General features: G+C 62.8%; 10 protein-coding genes. 5 read left to right on the top strand and 5 right to left on the bottom strand.

What is annotated here, in order from left to right:
• The first annotated feature begins 385 nt into the window (after positions 1–385).
• The 3 genes from Q8Q88_RS22015 (at position 386) to Q8Q88_RS22005 (ending at position 4248) form a co-directional block, all read left to right on the top strand.
• Positions 386–1336, top strand: a complete 951-nt coding sequence (locus Q8Q88_RS22015; protein ID WP_305677328.1) for a toll/interleukin-1 receptor domain-containing protein — start codon at positions 386–388, stop codon at positions 1334–1336.
• Positions 1337–1624: 288 nt separating this feature from the next.
• Positions 1625–2575: a hypothetical protein gene (locus Q8Q88_RS22010; protein ID WP_305677327.1), complete on the top strand. Its 951-nt coding sequence runs from the start codon at positions 1625–1627 to the stop codon at positions 2573–2575.
• 554 nt (positions 2576–3129) lie between these two features.
• Complete coding sequence (locus Q8Q88_RS22005; protein WP_305677326.1) at positions 3130–4248, top strand: DUF2779 domain-containing protein; 1119 nt, start codon at positions 3130–3132, stop codon at positions 4246–4248.
• A 298-nt stretch (positions 4249–4546) separates the two neighbouring features.
• On the opposite strand, the gene drt3b is transcribed toward Q8Q88_RS22005, so the two are convergent.
• The 3 genes from drt3b to Q8Q88_RS21990 all read right to left on the bottom strand — a co-directional run bounded on the left by drt3b (position 4547) and on the right by Q8Q88_RS21990 (position 8581).
• Positions 4547–6646 carry an antiviral reverse transcriptase Drt3b gene (drt3b, locus tag Q8Q88_RS22000; protein WP_305677325.1) on the bottom strand — a complete coding sequence of 700 codons (2100 nt, stop codon included), beginning with the start codon at positions 6644–6646 and terminating at the stop codon, positions 4547–4549.
• Positions 6633–7982, bottom strand: a complete 1350-nt coding sequence (gene drt3a, locus Q8Q88_RS21995; RefSeq protein WP_305677324.1) for an antiviral reverse transcriptase Drt3a — start codon at positions 7980–7982, stop codon at positions 6633–6635. Before drt3a ends, drt3b begins: the two co-directional genes overlap by 14 nt.
• 365 nt (positions 7983–8347) lie before the next feature.
• Positions 8348–8581, bottom strand: a complete 234-nt coding sequence (locus Q8Q88_RS21990) for a helix-turn-helix domain-containing protein (RefSeq protein WP_305677323.1) — start codon at positions 8579–8581, stop codon at positions 8348–8350.
• Positions 8582–8671: 90 nt separating this feature from the next.
• Here Q8Q88_RS21990 and Q8Q88_RS21985 point away from each other — a divergent pair, with 90 nt between their 5' ends.
• On the top strand, positions 8672–9124 hold the full coding sequence (locus Q8Q88_RS21985) for a helix-turn-helix domain-containing protein (protein ID WP_305677322.1): 453 nt from the start codon (positions 8672–8674) through the stop codon (positions 9122–9124).
• Between the two features lie 55 nt (positions 9125–9179).
• Here the strand turns inward: Q8Q88_RS21985 and Q8Q88_RS21980 are convergent, their stop codons facing one another.
• A complete protein-coding gene (locus Q8Q88_RS21980; RefSeq protein WP_305677321.1) occupies positions 9180–13694 on the bottom strand; it encodes a hypothetical protein in 4515 nt (1504 codons plus the stop codon).
• Between the two features lie 126 nt (positions 13695–13820).
• Positions 13821–14078, bottom strand: coding sequence for a helix-turn-helix domain-containing protein (locus tag Q8Q88_RS21975; RefSeq protein WP_305677320.1), 258 nt, complete (start codon positions 14076–14078; stop codon positions 13821–13823).
• A gap of 82 nt (positions 14079–14160) precedes the next feature.
• Here Q8Q88_RS21975 and Q8Q88_RS21970 point away from each other — a divergent pair, with 82 nt between their 5' ends.
• On the top strand, positions 14161–14721 hold the full coding sequence (locus Q8Q88_RS21970) for a helix-turn-helix domain-containing protein (RefSeq protein WP_305677319.1): 561 nt from the start codon (positions 14161–14163) through the stop codon (positions 14719–14721).
• The last annotated feature ends 96 nt before the right edge of the window (positions 14722–14817 follow it).

The raw sequence follows: 14817 nt of genomic DNA, 5'->3' as shown, positions 1-14817 counted from the left end.
GTCGAGGCGGAAATCGTAGAACAGCTGCGGCGGAGCGTCTTGCGTCCCCATCATCGCCATGGCCTCCAAAGCCAACAACGACAAGGGAATCACGACACCAGCAGCCGATCAACAGCCGACTAAATCAACAGTATCCGCCAGTAGCTGACGTTGAGATCTGGGCGGAGAGCGGACGTTGGAATGCCCTCCCGACTATCGCCGCCTTCGACTCGCGAGGACAGCGAAAGGGTACATTGCCTGGCTCGTCGCGTCGGTCGGGCCGCTGGCATGAACAGCCTTGGGTGGAGCTCGGAGCGGTAGCGGCAGCCGGGGCAATCTCGCCTTTTACGTGTTCGTTTTGCCGAAAGTGGTTCCGGCTCTAGCTTATGATCCGGAGGAATCCCCCTTGCCGCGCAAACTTTTCATTTCTTACAGCCATCATGACGCGGACTTGCTCGGAGAGCTGCGCGTTCATTTGCGCCCTTACGAACGCAACGGCGTCGTCGAGCCATGGTTCGATGGCTTCTTGATTCCGGGCGACGACTTCGATCGGGAAGTGCGCAAGGCGCTCGCCGCGTGCGACTTCATCGGCCTGCTCGTGACGCCACGCTTCCTCGCGTCTGATTATTGCGTGGATGTCGAGATGGAGGACGCGATCCACCGCCACCTCGAGGGAAAGGCGCGCGTCGTTCCAATCATCGCCAAGCCCTGCGCCTGGAAGACGACCTCTCTACCCAAGCTTCTCGCGACACCAACAGATGGGCTTCCGATCACGAAGTGGTCCGACGCTGACGAGGCTTGGGACATCGTCGGACGGGACTTGGCGAAGGCCGCCGGAGCGGACGTCGCCAGGCCACCGGCTGTGCCGGCATCGTCCGCAAGTCGTGCGAAGATCGTTCGCGAACATGCGCCACCGCCTTCGCAGACGGGGTTCTCGATCCCGCGTTCCTCGAAACCTACAGATCAAGAGATCGATGACTTTCGTCACGATGCGTTCGAGCGGATCGCTCAGATCTTCGAGCTGACACTATCCCAAAAGGGCAATGGCGTTACTGGACGCTTCCGCCGTCTCGACGCGAACCGCTTCACGGTCACGCTCTACCGCAACGGATCAAAGGCGGCCTCGTGCACGATTTTCACAGGCGGAGATTTCTTCGGGTCTCGGGGCATTGCGTACAACGGCAAGGACGACGGCGCGACGAACACCATGAGCGAGGAGTTGGCCGTCGAAGTTAGCGAGCAAGGTGTGGGTCTGGTCCCGCACATGGGAAGAGCGTTTGGCCGCAGCGAGGACAAGCCCATGACTCCGGACGATGGTGCGGCTCTTTTCTGGAAGCTGCTCACAGAGCGCCTCTAGTCCAAACGTCCGCACGATTAGCGGTGGCACTCGTGGCGGCACGGCTGCCGCAGGTCTGGCTGGCGCCAAATCGGATATTGCGCCCTACGCCACACAGCGGATCTCTAATCGAGAATTGGTCGGCCAAGCCTGATCTGAACAGCCAACGGCGGCCGAACCCCTGAGCGGCAGGAGACTGGAGGGCGATCATCGAGAGCAAGGTTGCAATCGGCTGCGCATCACTTGTGGGATGTGTCTAATTGCGCTAGGCCGTATCCAGCAAGGTGCTCGCAATCGCCGGGGGCGGATATGGCGGTGCCAGAGATCTCCGAGTTCTCGTACGGATTCGCCCTGACGAACGAGCTCGTACGCTGGGCGGAGCTTTCTGCGGCGCCGATCTTCCCCTCACTTATCGAAGAGGGTGGGCCGACCGGCGGGTTTGATGTGAAGCTCGATCGCCCTGGAGCGCCGCTCTACCTGCAGTTCAAGCGTTCGGAGTGCATGTTCCGCCGCTCAGCCCGAGAGTGGAAGGCGGTGACAGCGGCAGGCGGCGACCTCGCGTTGCCTTACTACCGATTCGCGATCACAGAGGCGCTGAAGTCCGACCAACACGAATTGCTCCTCGAATTGGACAACGCTCCGAACCTCGTCTTCTACGCGGCACCCCGGTTCCACGAGATCAGCGAAATCAACGCAGCATGGCAAGCCGAAGCCGTGAGCGCGCGGTCCGTCTTCGTCGCACCGTCGCAGGTTGGTTCGCTGGATGAGGAACGCCACAGCGTCGCGTTCGACGGTATGCAAACGTGGGTCTGCACTGAGCCCCGGCAAATGCAGGCGCTTACTAGCCGTGACTTACTCGAGAAAATTCAAGGTGCGCTAACGCAGGACGACCGGCCACTTGGGGAACGCCTTCAGGAGATCGCAGAGGACCTGCGTGCGGCAGAGGTGCGCGGCCGGAATCGGGCCGAAGCGAAGCGGCAGGATGCGGAGCGTCGCCGGGAGGATGCGCGGGCGGCGCTTCCGGGCCAATCAGACGGCATCGGCGATGACTTCTACCCAGGCGCAGTGATCCGGGGCGAGCGCGCCTTAACGCGTACTGCGATCGACTTCAGGGCGTTAGAGGCACCCGAACCGCGACCACCGATCATTCGGGAGCGGGACGGCGTCAGCCCCGAGCGCCGCTTGATGAGCATCATGGCGGACGAGGCGGCCCGCGTCTTTGACGCCCAACTGGTCTTTGTCCAGCCCCGAGAGAGCTGAGGCGAGATTTGCCTGTTTGCGCCACCAGCGGACATTGCCGCGTGAGCCGCAAGCTGACTCTCCGATCCCCTAGACAGCAACTAGGTAGAGGCGGCGGGCACTGCAGATGTAGGGAAGTAGCCGAGCATTTTCGCCAAATTGCAATCGGCCGCCTCTAGCGCGCAAACCGCCGTTGCGCGGCTGGGACATAGGTCGGATGGTCTGATTCCAAGCCGACGAGGTCAAGATCCGGACGTGCTGTCGAAATCTGATCTGCTTTCATTCCGGCAATGCCCGCGGAAGCTGTGGCTAGAGCATCGGGAGCCGAATTCGGCCGCGGAGCCGGACAGTGCCACTCGCCGTCGCCTAATCGACGGGATCGAGGTTGGCAAGCAGGCGCGCGCTAAACTCGAGGACCCGCTCTGGCCGTTACAGGAAAAGGACAAGGCGACGGCGGCAGCCCACGCCTTGGAAAGTCTTAGCAGTGCACCCACCGATCAGCGGTCGAGTTTCCTCTGCAGCATGCCGGCCTCTACGCCCGCATAGACACTCTACGATGGGAGGTAAGCGGGTATGTGATTGCCGAGGCTAAGGCGTCCACGTTTCCGCTCAGGGCCGACAAGGAAACACCAGGCCAGCCGGAAGAACACCACCTTGCCGACGTCGCAATTCAATCTTGGTTAGCGGTCGAGAGCGAACTCCCCGTCCGGGGCGCCGAGCTAGACCTGCTCAACAATCGATGGCGTTACCCAGGCGGCGGCGACTACCGCGGCCTGTTTCGTGCCTATGACGTCACCGGAAAGATTCAGACGCTCATTGCTATGGTCCCGACATGGCTCCTGGAAGCTCAGGCGGTCCTCGCCGGTGAGCTCCCGAACGTGACGCGCGGCAAACAGTGCAGCTCCCCCTACGCTTGCCTCTTCTATGAACGTTGCGGGAATTTGGAGCCGCCAGCCGAAGCACACCCGATCGAGCTTCTGCCGGACGCCGGCGGAAAAGCGCTGGCGCGGCGCTTGCGCGCCACCAAAGGTTACGTGTCCATCCTGGACCCCGACCCCGAGGAGCTCGAAGGCCCAAACTCCACGCTCTATCGACGCGTTCGGGCCGCTCATCGCAGCGGCGAGGCAATCTTGGAATCCGGCGCGGCCGACCGCCTGCAGTCGCTGCCCTACCCTCGCTACTACTTCGACTTCGAAGGGATCGACCTGGCGGTGCCGCACTGGTCTGGAGTTCGACCTTTCGAGCAAATCCCTTTCCAATGGTCCTGCCACATCGAGCGCGCGCCCGGGGTCTTTGAACACGCGGAATTTCTGGATTTGAGCGGTGATGATCCGTCGACCGGCTGCATCTCCCAGATGCTCGCCAACATCGGCCCTGACGATCAGGGGCCGATCCTGGTGTATTCCGAAACCTACGAGCGGGGCGTATTGCGCGGGCTCGCGGAGCGCCACCCACAGCACGCAGCAGCGCTGCACCGCTATATCGACCGCTTGGTCGACCTGCTCCCCATCGTGAGGGACAACTTCTATCACCCGAGGATGCGTGGATCGTTCTCGATCAAGCGCGTCCTGCCGGTGATTGCACCGGACCTGGGCTATAGCCAGCTAGAGGACGTCGCAGACGGCACTGCCGCTCAACTTGCCTACTTGGCCGCGGCGCTGAAACTTCCCTCACAGCCGTCGGACCCTGCGTAGCTGGCCGCAAGGCTTCGCGCCTACTGCTGCCAGGACACCTGGGCCATGGTCGAGCTCGCCTACTTCTTGTCTCGAGCCCCACGACCAGCGCAGCCGAGCCGAAGTCGCGAGTCTTAGCGAGATGGCGTTATGCGATTGGGGCATTTGGACGGGGACGCCATATTCGGGCATCCCCCTCTAAAATTTGGTCCGGCCCGCCCAAGCCTTCCCATATCCGCCCCCCCAATGAATATAGAAGGCCGAAGTAGCGCTTGTGTGTGGACTGCCAACAGTCATTTGGGTGAGCGGTGCGCTGACCTCAGTATACGTTGCGGCTACGCTTCGCGTCCAACTCCATTTGCAGGTCGAACTCCGACCAGGTCGTGAACCATTGGGGGCTGGCCGCCGCGATGGAATCCACACCGGCCTGATCCAAGTCGTACAGCTGGCCCGCCTGCAGCTTGGTCGCCGGATCAACGAAGGGACAGCTAATCAGGTCAAAGGTGAGCAACAACGATTCCGCGTCATGCCCACAGTAGCCGCGCCGCGCATTGAGGCGGTCAAGCGCGTAGACCTCCATGGCTTGGCGAAGGCGTTCATACCTCCGCTTCGGACCCATGTAATGGAGGCCGACGGTGATCGAGAAAAAGGTGATCGCGCACCCCTCCTGCGCAACGTAGCCGGGACCGTCTCGTGTGAAGCCAAAATATTCCGCGAGGGCCGCTTCACTGAGCCGGTAGTCCCTGCCGAGCTCCGCCAAAGATACGAGAAGGTATAGACATTCGATCTCCCGAAACTCCGTCACCTTATGCTTCCGAAGGTGATGCGCGATGTTTTCGTGCACGACTTTGTAAACGAGGTGCTTGAGCTCTGAGCCGATATCGTTCCCCTCAAGAAACGTCGTGATCGTCCCAACAATCCGACAGGTCCGGATCGTATGATTCACGCGCGGGCTTGCCGCATATAGGAAGAAGACAAATTGTATGATTGCAACGAGCGCGTAAGCAAGCCCCTTGGCAGAACGTTCCTCCGAAGCCGCTAGGCAGTAATCTCGTAAAATTCCCTCAACCTTATTCTCGATGATCGAAAAACTATAATTAAGTATGTCCTTATAGGAGGCGCCGGTCTCCTTCAGGATGGTCTTATATTTTACGATCATCCGCGATTCATTGAGGCTGATTTGGTATTTATAGATGACGGCGTCGGTCTCAGCGTGCTCCTCGCTGCCAGCCGCAGGCCCGGCCACTTGCGTCAGCTCGCCAGTCAGCAGGTCGTTGAACAAGGTTGAGATGCGGTCTTTCGCGACCGTGATCTCGGTGATGATCGGCTTCCGGTACACGACCGTCTTGCTCGAATTCACAGCGAGCTTCACCTCGGCAAGGCATTCGCCCAATACCTGCGTGATGAGGTGGCCGTCCTCCTCGCGGTTATAGAAGATGAAGTAGTCATCCACGTAGCGGAAGATCTTGTAGTCACGCCGGTGCGTGAGAGGCATCGCGCGATTGAGCAGCCTTTGCTCGACCGCAACATCGACGGACTGCATGACTAGTTCGGCGAAAATCCGAGAAAATTCCGGCCCGATGATGATGCCATTGGTCTCAGCATCATTGGTTTGCTGCATTAGTTCGTCGAAGGCACCGCCAAACGTCTTCCGCGAGGCAGGGATATCGTCCTTCGTCGCCTGCTTGCCGATCAACGACCACGAGAGCGAGTGCGTATAGATGCTGTCGAAGCACTTCGACACATCCATCTGCAACATGGCGTCGAATTCCATCTCCGCGCGATGATATATTGGCGATTCAAAGAATTTATGAATATTATTGAATCTTCGATACCTAAAATACGAACCTAGCTGGTCGTATTCCTCGTTATATTGCTCGACCGCCTTCGGTGGAAGAATCTCCAAATTCTCGAAATGTAGCCGATCCTTGAAATAGCTGATCTTTGCGATCTCACTCGGCTTGCGCAGCGAGAAAGGGCTTAGTCCCGCATAGTAGATGATGAGCGGATGATAGCGCCTGTAGAATTCGGCCACACGAACTTGATTGCGCGGATGGCATATCGAAAGGGTTCGGGCCTCACTCTCCTTATGTGAGATTTTAAAGGAGAACGGTTTCGTCTTGATGCGGCATTCATCGGTTGGGACCTCACGAACCGACTTCGATTTTCCCCATTGTTGAGCCTGTCGAACGTCAATCGGTGTCGTGGACCCGAACCCGAAGAGCAGCCGCATGGTCTGATCGAGGCTGTCGTCGGCGCAGGTCCAGCTCAGCTTGTTCTCCCCGAACTCGACCTCATGCTTGCTGAGGAACACGAAGAAATGTCGATTGGAGAAGGTCGGCGGGACCTCGTATGGTAGCGTGTCCGATAAGACGGATCGTTGCCGTGGCGATTGCAGCCTGACCTTACGCCGCTTCATGCTGCCATACCTTCACGATGCGATTCAGCGCCTTGGGAGAAAAGGTCTGAAATCTCCGCTCCTCGAAGCCGCGCACAAAGCTGAAGTCCGCCAAGCGTGCCTGGAGGCTGGGAATTCCCGTCTGCGCGGCCAAATGGCTTTTGTACGCGTCAAGCCCCTGAAGGCTCGAAGTGTCTGAAATCGCCGAGTTGTTATAGAAGATGCCCGTCAGCGCGTGGCGCTTGCTGTTGTGCAACCTCAAATTCCCCGTCAGGAACTTCACCCTCGCAACCAGCAAGTTTCGCGCTGCCTTGGGTTCGAGCGGCTTGCGCCGAGCAAATTCAGCGAAGCAAAGCTCAAGCCGCTTTCGATATCGCGTGAGCCGGGTCGAGCCTACATGCACGGCGCAGCGCTTGCCTGCGACGTCGAACCGGTAGCCCAGATATTCGAAGCTCAGCGCACCGCTGTGGTCGATATTGTAAGCATGAGTCTTAAGGGGGTTGGGCGTCAGGCCGTATTCCTCGATCGCGGCTCGGACTAGGCCTTCATAGGCCGCGTGCTCGTCCGTCAACGTGCGCGAAAACAACACGACGATGTCGTCGACATAGCGAGCGTAGAGCACGCCCCCCTTCAGCCCGCGCAGCTTTGCATCGAGCTCGCGCATGAATAGCTCGGAGAGGTAAGCGCTCACGCCGACCCCTCGGGGCAGGCCGACGGCCGCACCAGAGAGGCGGTGATACTCCTGGAGAATCCGCTGGATTTGCCGCTTGGACGGCACGCTCAGAAGCTGGTCGGAGGTGATCTTCGACAGCAGGCGCTGGCGGTCGATGCTCTCGTAGAAGGAGGAGATGTCGGTCCGCACCAAGGTCCACTTGAAGCCATTGTCGATGGAGTCTCGGACCTGGCAGACGATGTGGTGCCGGTTGGCCTGTTTCACGCCGTAGAGACGCTTTAGATTTTCCTGCAATTGCTTGAGCACGAAAAAATTTCCCGGAACATCTTCCGCGGGATAGATCGCCTTAGCCCCAGGCCCGATGGCTTGGCGCAAAGTGACGTCGAAGCTGTCTGACCTGACGGTCGCGGCCAGCAGTTCTAACTCAGCATCGATCGCTTCGTTCTTCTGCGCCTTCAGAGCATCGCGGTTCGCGAGGAGCGCGGCAATCTGACCTCGGACGCCAGGATCGTCGCGCCTATGATTTTCGCGGCGGAGTTCACGAACCTGCCCTGTGAGCGTCCGAATGTCGTCCGTTAGACCGGCAAGGGCGGGAAAGAAGCGCGCTTCTAGGTTCAGGCCGCGCCGGTTTGCTCGATCGTAGATCTTTCGGAAATTTTCGGTCGTGAACGTTTGGTCAAGCACTGGCGCCCCCCGGCATGAGAGGAGATGTTAGTCCGCCAAGCGAGCAATAGGGAAGAGCACCACGAAGGGTTACCATGAGCGACAGTGTCGCCCTTAGGCTGGGCCAGGTGCCGCCTTGCAGCGGGCGTTCTGAATTTCCGCCATGGGTCAGGTCCGGCCATCGAGCGGCATCCGCCTCTCAGGTCTGGGATGGCAGCGCCAAGATGCCGCGAAGCAGACGGTCCCAAGCACCGCAAAGAGCCCAACCCGGTCATCGCCGCCGGCCGCAGGCTTTATGCCCGCAAGCAGACGTTGGGAATGACGGCTAGGAGCCCAACTCAGACTTCCTGCCGCTGCGGATTGCGCGGTCGCGGCTCCCGCGATCCTCAGCCCGTCCGGTCGGGCTTCCGAAGGAGGTCCGCGGCCTCCACGTCCAACACCACCGCAAGCTTGGCGATGACATCAACGCTCGCACCATAGACGCTCCGCTCCAGGGAGCTGATGTACGTGCGGTCAAGGCCCGCCAAGTGAGCCAACTCCTCCTGAGAGAGGCCTTTTGCCTGTCGCAGGGTGCGGAGGTTCAACGCGAGAATCTCTCGTATCTCCATGACCGAGAGCACAAGCGCTTGTCGAGTATTTAACTACGGAGTATTCTCTACAATCGATGATCACAGGTTGACTGCGGGTGGTTCCGAAGTTGGAGGTTGGACATGGCGTCCGGACGATCGAGGCGTCGGGGCGGTCGCGCCATCGACGCAGACCTTGCAAGGCGCCTGCGCGCCAAACGCCGCGAAGCGCGATTGAGCATGGAGGCGCTCGCCGCGGCCCTAGGTGTCAGCTACCAGCAGGTCCAGAAGTACGAGACCGGGGCGAACCGCATCAGCGCCTCGACCCTCTACGAGATCGCAGCGACCCTGCGGGTCCCGATCTCCGATTTCTATGACGACCTCCCGGGAGCCCCGGCCTGTTCCGGCGCGCGCAGCACCGACCGTGTGCGCTTCGAAACCCTGATGGCGACGCCTGGCGGTCCGGAGATGCTCGAAGCCTTCCTCGCCCTGCCCCGCCGCCTTCGTCGCCCGCTAATCGAACTCACCCGCGGCGTCACGGATCGCGAACCCCTGGACAACACCGCCAAGGTGGTCGCCCTCCCCACCTGGCGCTAGCCGGCGCGCCGGGCGCACCGCCCGCCGCCCGCCGCAGGCGCGCTTCATCACAGGCTCAGTCGCGCTCGTAGCTCCCCAGGGCCTCGCGAATTCCGTAGTGCTCGCCAGCGAGATAGAGATCGAAAAGATCGAGGAGTTCAGCTTCTAGCGCCGGGTCGTCCTCCGCGGCTCGGTAGAGGGCCATCAGTATCGGTCCGATCTCAAGTAGTCCGCTACGGCGCTGGCGCACCGGGGGCTCTGCGTCCGAGCGCGCGAGAAGGCGCTTCAGGGCGACGCGCGCAATGTCAGGGTAGTCGTCGACGCGCTTGGCGAGCGCATGCAGGAACATGCCCGCCCCATCGTCAAAGGAGGGGGTGCTGGGATAGGCGACGAGGAGCTCCGGCCAAGCGCTGGAGTCGAACAGGCTCTCCCATCGGATCTTGCCCGCCTCCTCCCGCACACGAGGCGATCTGTCTGCAAAAAACTCCGGCAGCCAGCTCACCGCGCGGTCCGCCACGCGACTGGCTTCGACGTTCCGCGCCGCGACGAGGGCCGCTGCCCGGCGGGCGAGTTCGTTAGATCGCCACACCGCCCTGAGGTTCGGCTCACGGTCCGGATCCAGCAGCGCCAGGACAGCGAGCTGGAGGAATCCTAGAGCGCGCAGGGCGTCGTCGTCGGTCGCCTGGAGGGCGCTCACAACGCCCTCGATCTCCTGCGAGCGATTGACGACCGACCAGTTCAGGGCCATTCGGCCATGCCGGCCCAGCAGACTGCGCAGGTCCTTCAGCGCAGCGCGGCGAAACAAGTCCAGGCCCCGCGCCTCGTCACGGCCCATCACAGCGTAGATGGCCGCCATCATGCACATACGCACCGAGGCCAGAGGTTCGGCCTCGATCCGACGTTCCAGCAGTGCACAGACGGGCTCCAGAGCCCCGGCATCATCCCACAGGGCCGCGGCAAGGGCCTCCCAGGCCGATCCGCGCTCTGCATTGATCCCGCTCGACTCCAGATCACCGCCCTTGATCAGCTTCTCCAAGTCCGTTGGGACGGTCGGATTCGTCGTCTGGACGTGGGTGTCCGATGCAGCGCCGCGCTCGGCGACGTTCACCAGACCCGCGAGGACTTTAGCGTCGCGCGCCGCCCCGGGAATCCTCTGCACAAGCCAGGACGCGCTTCGGTCGCAGTCGGCCTGCGGCCATCGCCCGATTTCGCACAGCGCCTTCAGCGCCAGGGCGGGCGACGCCTCCGCCTCGCGCACTCCGTCCAGCACCGCCAGCGGATAGGCCGGATTGGCGCTTGCCGGCATGAGTGCCATGAGATGCACGAAACGGGCGGGCTCAGTCTTCACCTGCTCGCGCAGCAAGTGCGCCAGTTGTTCGGCGCCGCCGATCACCTCGTCAACCAGGAACTGCCGGGTCGAGGAGTCGGCATGCTTCGCCATCGCCTTGAGCCACTGGGCGTCCGACATTCGCGCGGCCTGCTCGGGCCCGATCGGCGAACGCACCCATCCACCGCCGCTCGACGTCTCGCGCGCGGGCCTCCCGACGAATTTCCGGTCGAGCTCGGCCAGACGTCGCCGCGCGGACGGGCTCAGGTTCTCGGTGCCGATCCGGGCCAGGATTGCGCGCTCCGCCTCTCCGCTCCGCCGGAGCTGCCCGACGATATAGGGGTCCGACCTGACGTGCGCCTCCATGTCGTCGCGTGGCGGAATGGGGTTGCCGCGGTCGCGGGCGCAGCGCGAGGCCCAGTCAGTTTCGGGACGGTGGGACATGATCGCCCCCTCGACGGCGGCGCGGCCGGGCGCGTCGAGATGGGGTAAGGCACTGCGGGCCGCGTCGGCGAATGGAGCCCACCCGGCGTCGTAGCCGAGCTCGAACACACGGGGCCGCCCGAGCAGCTTCGGCAGCCCGCGTCCTAGGACGCGGCCGTTAGCGGCGATGGCCCTTAGGCGCAGCCAAAGCGCCAGCTCGCCGCGCGTCGGCAACCGGCCGAGTAAACCTGCCGCGCGGCGGCCGCTCTCACGGGCCACACGCTCGATCGCTATGGCGAGGGAACCGAGGACATGATGGTCATCGCTCAGCGGCACACGCAGCGTCGGATAGCTCACTGAGCCATCGGCCATTCCTCGCGTCTCGCGCCGGACCGATTCCGCGAGCGCTGGCAGAACGGCGTTGAGAAAGGCGACCGGCGCATGTTGCGCTAGCTCGTTGACGCCGTGCTCGTCAAAGCTGTCGAACCCCCCGAAGGGCTGTTCAGCCGGGTAGGCTGCAAGCCAGCGGGCAAGCCAGACGCCGAGCGCCCGGCTCGCGCGTTCGCGTCCTTTGTGAGCCCAAGTGTCGAGGTCGAGATTATCACGGAAGCGGTGCTTGACCTCGGCGTTCGGAACCGCAGCGACGACTTCGGCGTAGAATCCCTCCAGCACACCGATCTCGCCATCAGGATAGAGGGTGTTGAACCAACCCAATACGTCGCTCAGGCGGTCGGATTTGCCGCCCCACCAAGCACGCAGGATGTTGTTTACCGCCTGGGGGTGCCCCACGGCGTTCCGTTGGAGGATCCATAGGGCAGTCTCCTTCGGGCGTCCGTTGACGGCGATCCAGCGGCTCAGCGCGCCACACTCCAGAAGTAGGTGCCCCCACCCCCGGCCCACCAGAACGATGTGGGCGAAACGATGAAGCGGCCCGTCGCCGAGCAGCCAGGGTTCCAGCAAGGCGAGCTCGGCCAAGGTAGGGTCTTCCAGGTTCGCCAGCCACGCCGCCACCGCGTCCTTGACGAGGTAGCGCACATCGTCCGCCTCCAGCACCGTGCGCAGCTCCCCGAGATAGATGCGGGAGGGTGTCGTGGCCCGCAGCCGCGCCAAAATCTGGCGGACTTGGGTGCGGCGAAACAGCCGTTGCTGGTCGCTGCGCAAGAGATCGAGGAGCCGCTCTGGCCGGGCCACGAAGCCTGCGGAGAAGACGTGGTCGAAGAAGGACTCGTGCGCGAACTGGACCTGTCGGCCCACGGCAGTCACCAGGCCGGCGGAGCTCAGAGCGCCAGCGGCGTTTGGGAAGCCGGACAGTACGGACTTGGGCGCTGCAAGCGCTTGTCGGTCACTCATCCAACTGGCCATGGCCGCCAGCGCGGCGTGCGGGTCCCAGGTCACACCCGCCTCGCGCAACTGCCGGCACCGAAGGTCCAGGAGAGCGTCGAACAACTCCGCACCCGACAGGTCGCCTTGGGGCGTCGCCCCCGCCTCGGCCAGCGTCACGAAGAGCTTCAGGTTGATGGGCGACGACAGGATACGCCGGCGGCGCTCGGAGAAGGCAGCCGGATCGAGCCCCAACCCCTCGAGCACGGGTTGAACCGCGCGCTCCCAGTCCAAGGGCCCTAGTCGGATGGTCGCTACGCCGTCTTGAAGACCCAACTGTTTCAGGCGCGTATCGTTGTCGAGGTCGTAGACACGACAGGCCACGATCACGCGCAGCTCGGGATAGATGGCGGTATCCCGCAGCATCCTGAACACAAGGTCGCGGATCCGGCCCGAGCGGCCCGACGCCTCGCTGACCGCATCGACCTGGTCCAGTACTAGGAGGCAGGGTTCGGCGCCGAAGCGATTGCCGAGCACACCAACCGGGTTTTCCCGTCGTCCCAAGAGGTCCTCGCCAAGATCCTCGAGCGAACGAGCGTCGAGGTGCCGGTCGATGCGCAAGGCGAGCACCGGCCAGGACCGCGCTCGCGCCTCGCGCACGGCGCCGGCGAGCGCCAGGCTCTTGCCACCGCCCGCTCCTCCGCTGACCAGCACAAACCGCGAGGGACCGTCGAGGGCCGCCTTCCGCACGGCCGCGAGCTCAGGCGTCGCTTCCTCGGCGACGGCAACCGGCGGAGACAGGGACTCAAGGTAGTCGTCCGTAGCGGCACGTAGGCGCTCGGCGGCAGTGGGGTCGAAGCGCGCGCGCCAGCCAAGCCCCAAGCTGTCCACGGCAGCTCTGAGACCCTCAGTGGTGACCGTGCGGGTGAGCTGCGTATCCAGATAGCCGAGCAAACGGGAGGCCGCCGCCTCGGGAGCGGCCGTGAAGAAGAGGTTGCAGAACTGCTCGATGTGATCGTCGAGCTGCCGGTCCGAGACCGTCTCGATCCGCACCCGACGGACCCCGTCGTAGGCGACCTGCGGCTTCACCGCCCAGGCGACGCACAAGGCGTCTAGCGCGGCTGTCTCTTGTTGGTTGAGCTTGACCGCATCGAGGAAGTCCGCGGCGGAACCCACCAGACGCGCCTTGTCCCCGAGAGCCTTGAGATCGGGTGCAGGATCGCCGGAGACGAAGACGCAGTCGACCAGAGGATCGGCAAGCTTGCGGGCGAAGGACTCTAGGACGCCCTCCGTCGCGAGCGCCCGGATCGACCAAGACCCCAGCGCCCGGCGTCGTTTGCATTGGTGCCAGGCTTGGCGACCGCGCGAATTGGCTCGGAACTCCAAACCCCCGGCGTCCTCGTTGAACGGTTCGATCCGGATTTCGTCAGAGAGGCCCTGGAGCACGCGCAACGCCTCGAGCAGCGTCCAGCGCGCCTCATAGCCGTTGCCCCACTTGTCTGCGATTCCGCCCCTCAGCATGCCGCTCGAGACACCCCTGTTTTCCGCTACCTGAGCTGGAACCACCGGACCAAATCGGCCAGTGCCGCGGGCGAATTGCCCTGCATCGGATAACAAGCACACCCGGAACGACACGAATGTCGCCGGTTAAACCTCAAGCTCGTCCGGCAGGCGGTCGACCACCAGGGCGAAGAGTTCTTTCGGATCACGCGCCATTGCCCGCGCCAGAGCGCAAAACTCCAAGACGTCGACCCGGCGTTGAGAGCGCTCAATGATCGAAATGTACGTCTGATCCTTCCGGACTTTCGCGGCTAGCTCAGCCTGCGTCAGACCAGACTCCTTACGGGCGGCGACAAGCACCTCCACTAGAAGTCCATGGGCGCCGGTGAAGACCGACTTCGGCATTTTTGGCCCGCCAGGTGACGCGAGCCCTTGCCTTATATGGAATTTTGCCATAGGCAGTTTTTCCATATTGATTGCAGGAGCCATGTCCCGATATTCGGGATTCGTACGCAACTCATGCCGACGCCACTGCCGGCGGCACTCTCAAATCAAGCGGAGCTGCTGCTGCCGGCGGTTCCGAAGTTGGAGGTTAGACGTGGTGTCAGAGCGATCGAGGCGTCGAGGCGGTCGCGCCATCGACGCAGACCTTGCAAGGCGCCTGCGCGCCAAACGCCGTGAAGCCCGATTGAGCATGGAGGCGCTCGCTGCGGCTCTCGGCGTCAGCTACCAGCAGGTCCAGAAGTACGAGACCGGCGCCAACCGCATCAGCGCCTCGACCCTCTACGAGATCGCCGCGGCCCTGCGGGTCCCGATCTCCGATTTCTACGAAGACCTCCCGGGAGCCTCCGCCTGCTGCCCACGCAGCACCGACCGGGTGCGGTTCGAGACCCTGATGGCGACGCCTGGCGGTCCGGAGATGCTCGAGGCCTTCCTTGCTTTGCCCCGCCGCCTTCGTCGCCCGCTGATCGAACTCACCCGTGGCGTCACGGATCGCGAACCCCTGGACAACACCGCCAAGGTCGTCGCCCTCCCAACCTGGCGCTAGTCGGCGCAGCTTGGCCGAAATTACTGCAGTAATTCTACGATATTGCCAGACCCCCGCAGCGGTGCGAATCTCGATGCAACCTTGGCATGAATCGAC

It is taken from the genome of Phenylobacterium sp., assembly GCF_030697925.1.
Taxonomy (GTDB): domain Bacteria; phylum Pseudomonadota; class Alphaproteobacteria; order Caulobacterales; family Caulobacteraceae; genus Phenylobacterium.
This window is presented reverse-complemented; position numbering and strand designations above follow the sequence as displayed.

Bases quoted from the DNA above. Each gene is read 5' to 3' on its own strand.
- Q8Q88_RS22010 (WP_305677327.1), top strand. From the start codon at position 1,625: ATGGCGGTGCCAGAGATCTCCGAGTTCTCGTACGGATTCGCCCTGACG.
- Q8Q88_RS21970 (WP_305677319.1), top strand. From the start codon at position 14,161: ATGTCCCGATATTCGGGATTCGTACGCAACTCATGCCGACGCCACTGC.
- Q8Q88_RS21985 (WP_305677322.1), top strand. From the start codon at position 8,672: ATGGCGTCCGGACGATCGAGGCGTCGGGGCGGTCGCGCCATCGACGCA.
- Q8Q88_RS21980 (WP_305677321.1), bottom strand. From the start codon at position 13,694: ATGCTGAGGGGCGGAATCGCAGACAAGTGGGGCAACGGCTATGAGGCG.
- drt3b (WP_305677325.1), bottom strand. From the start codon at position 6,646: ATGAAGCGGCGTAAGGTCAGGCTGCAATCGCCACGGCAACGATCCGTC.
- Q8Q88_RS21975 (WP_305677320.1), bottom strand. From the start codon at position 14,078: ATGCCGAAGTCGGTCTTCACCGGCGCCCATGGACTTCTAGTGGAGGTG.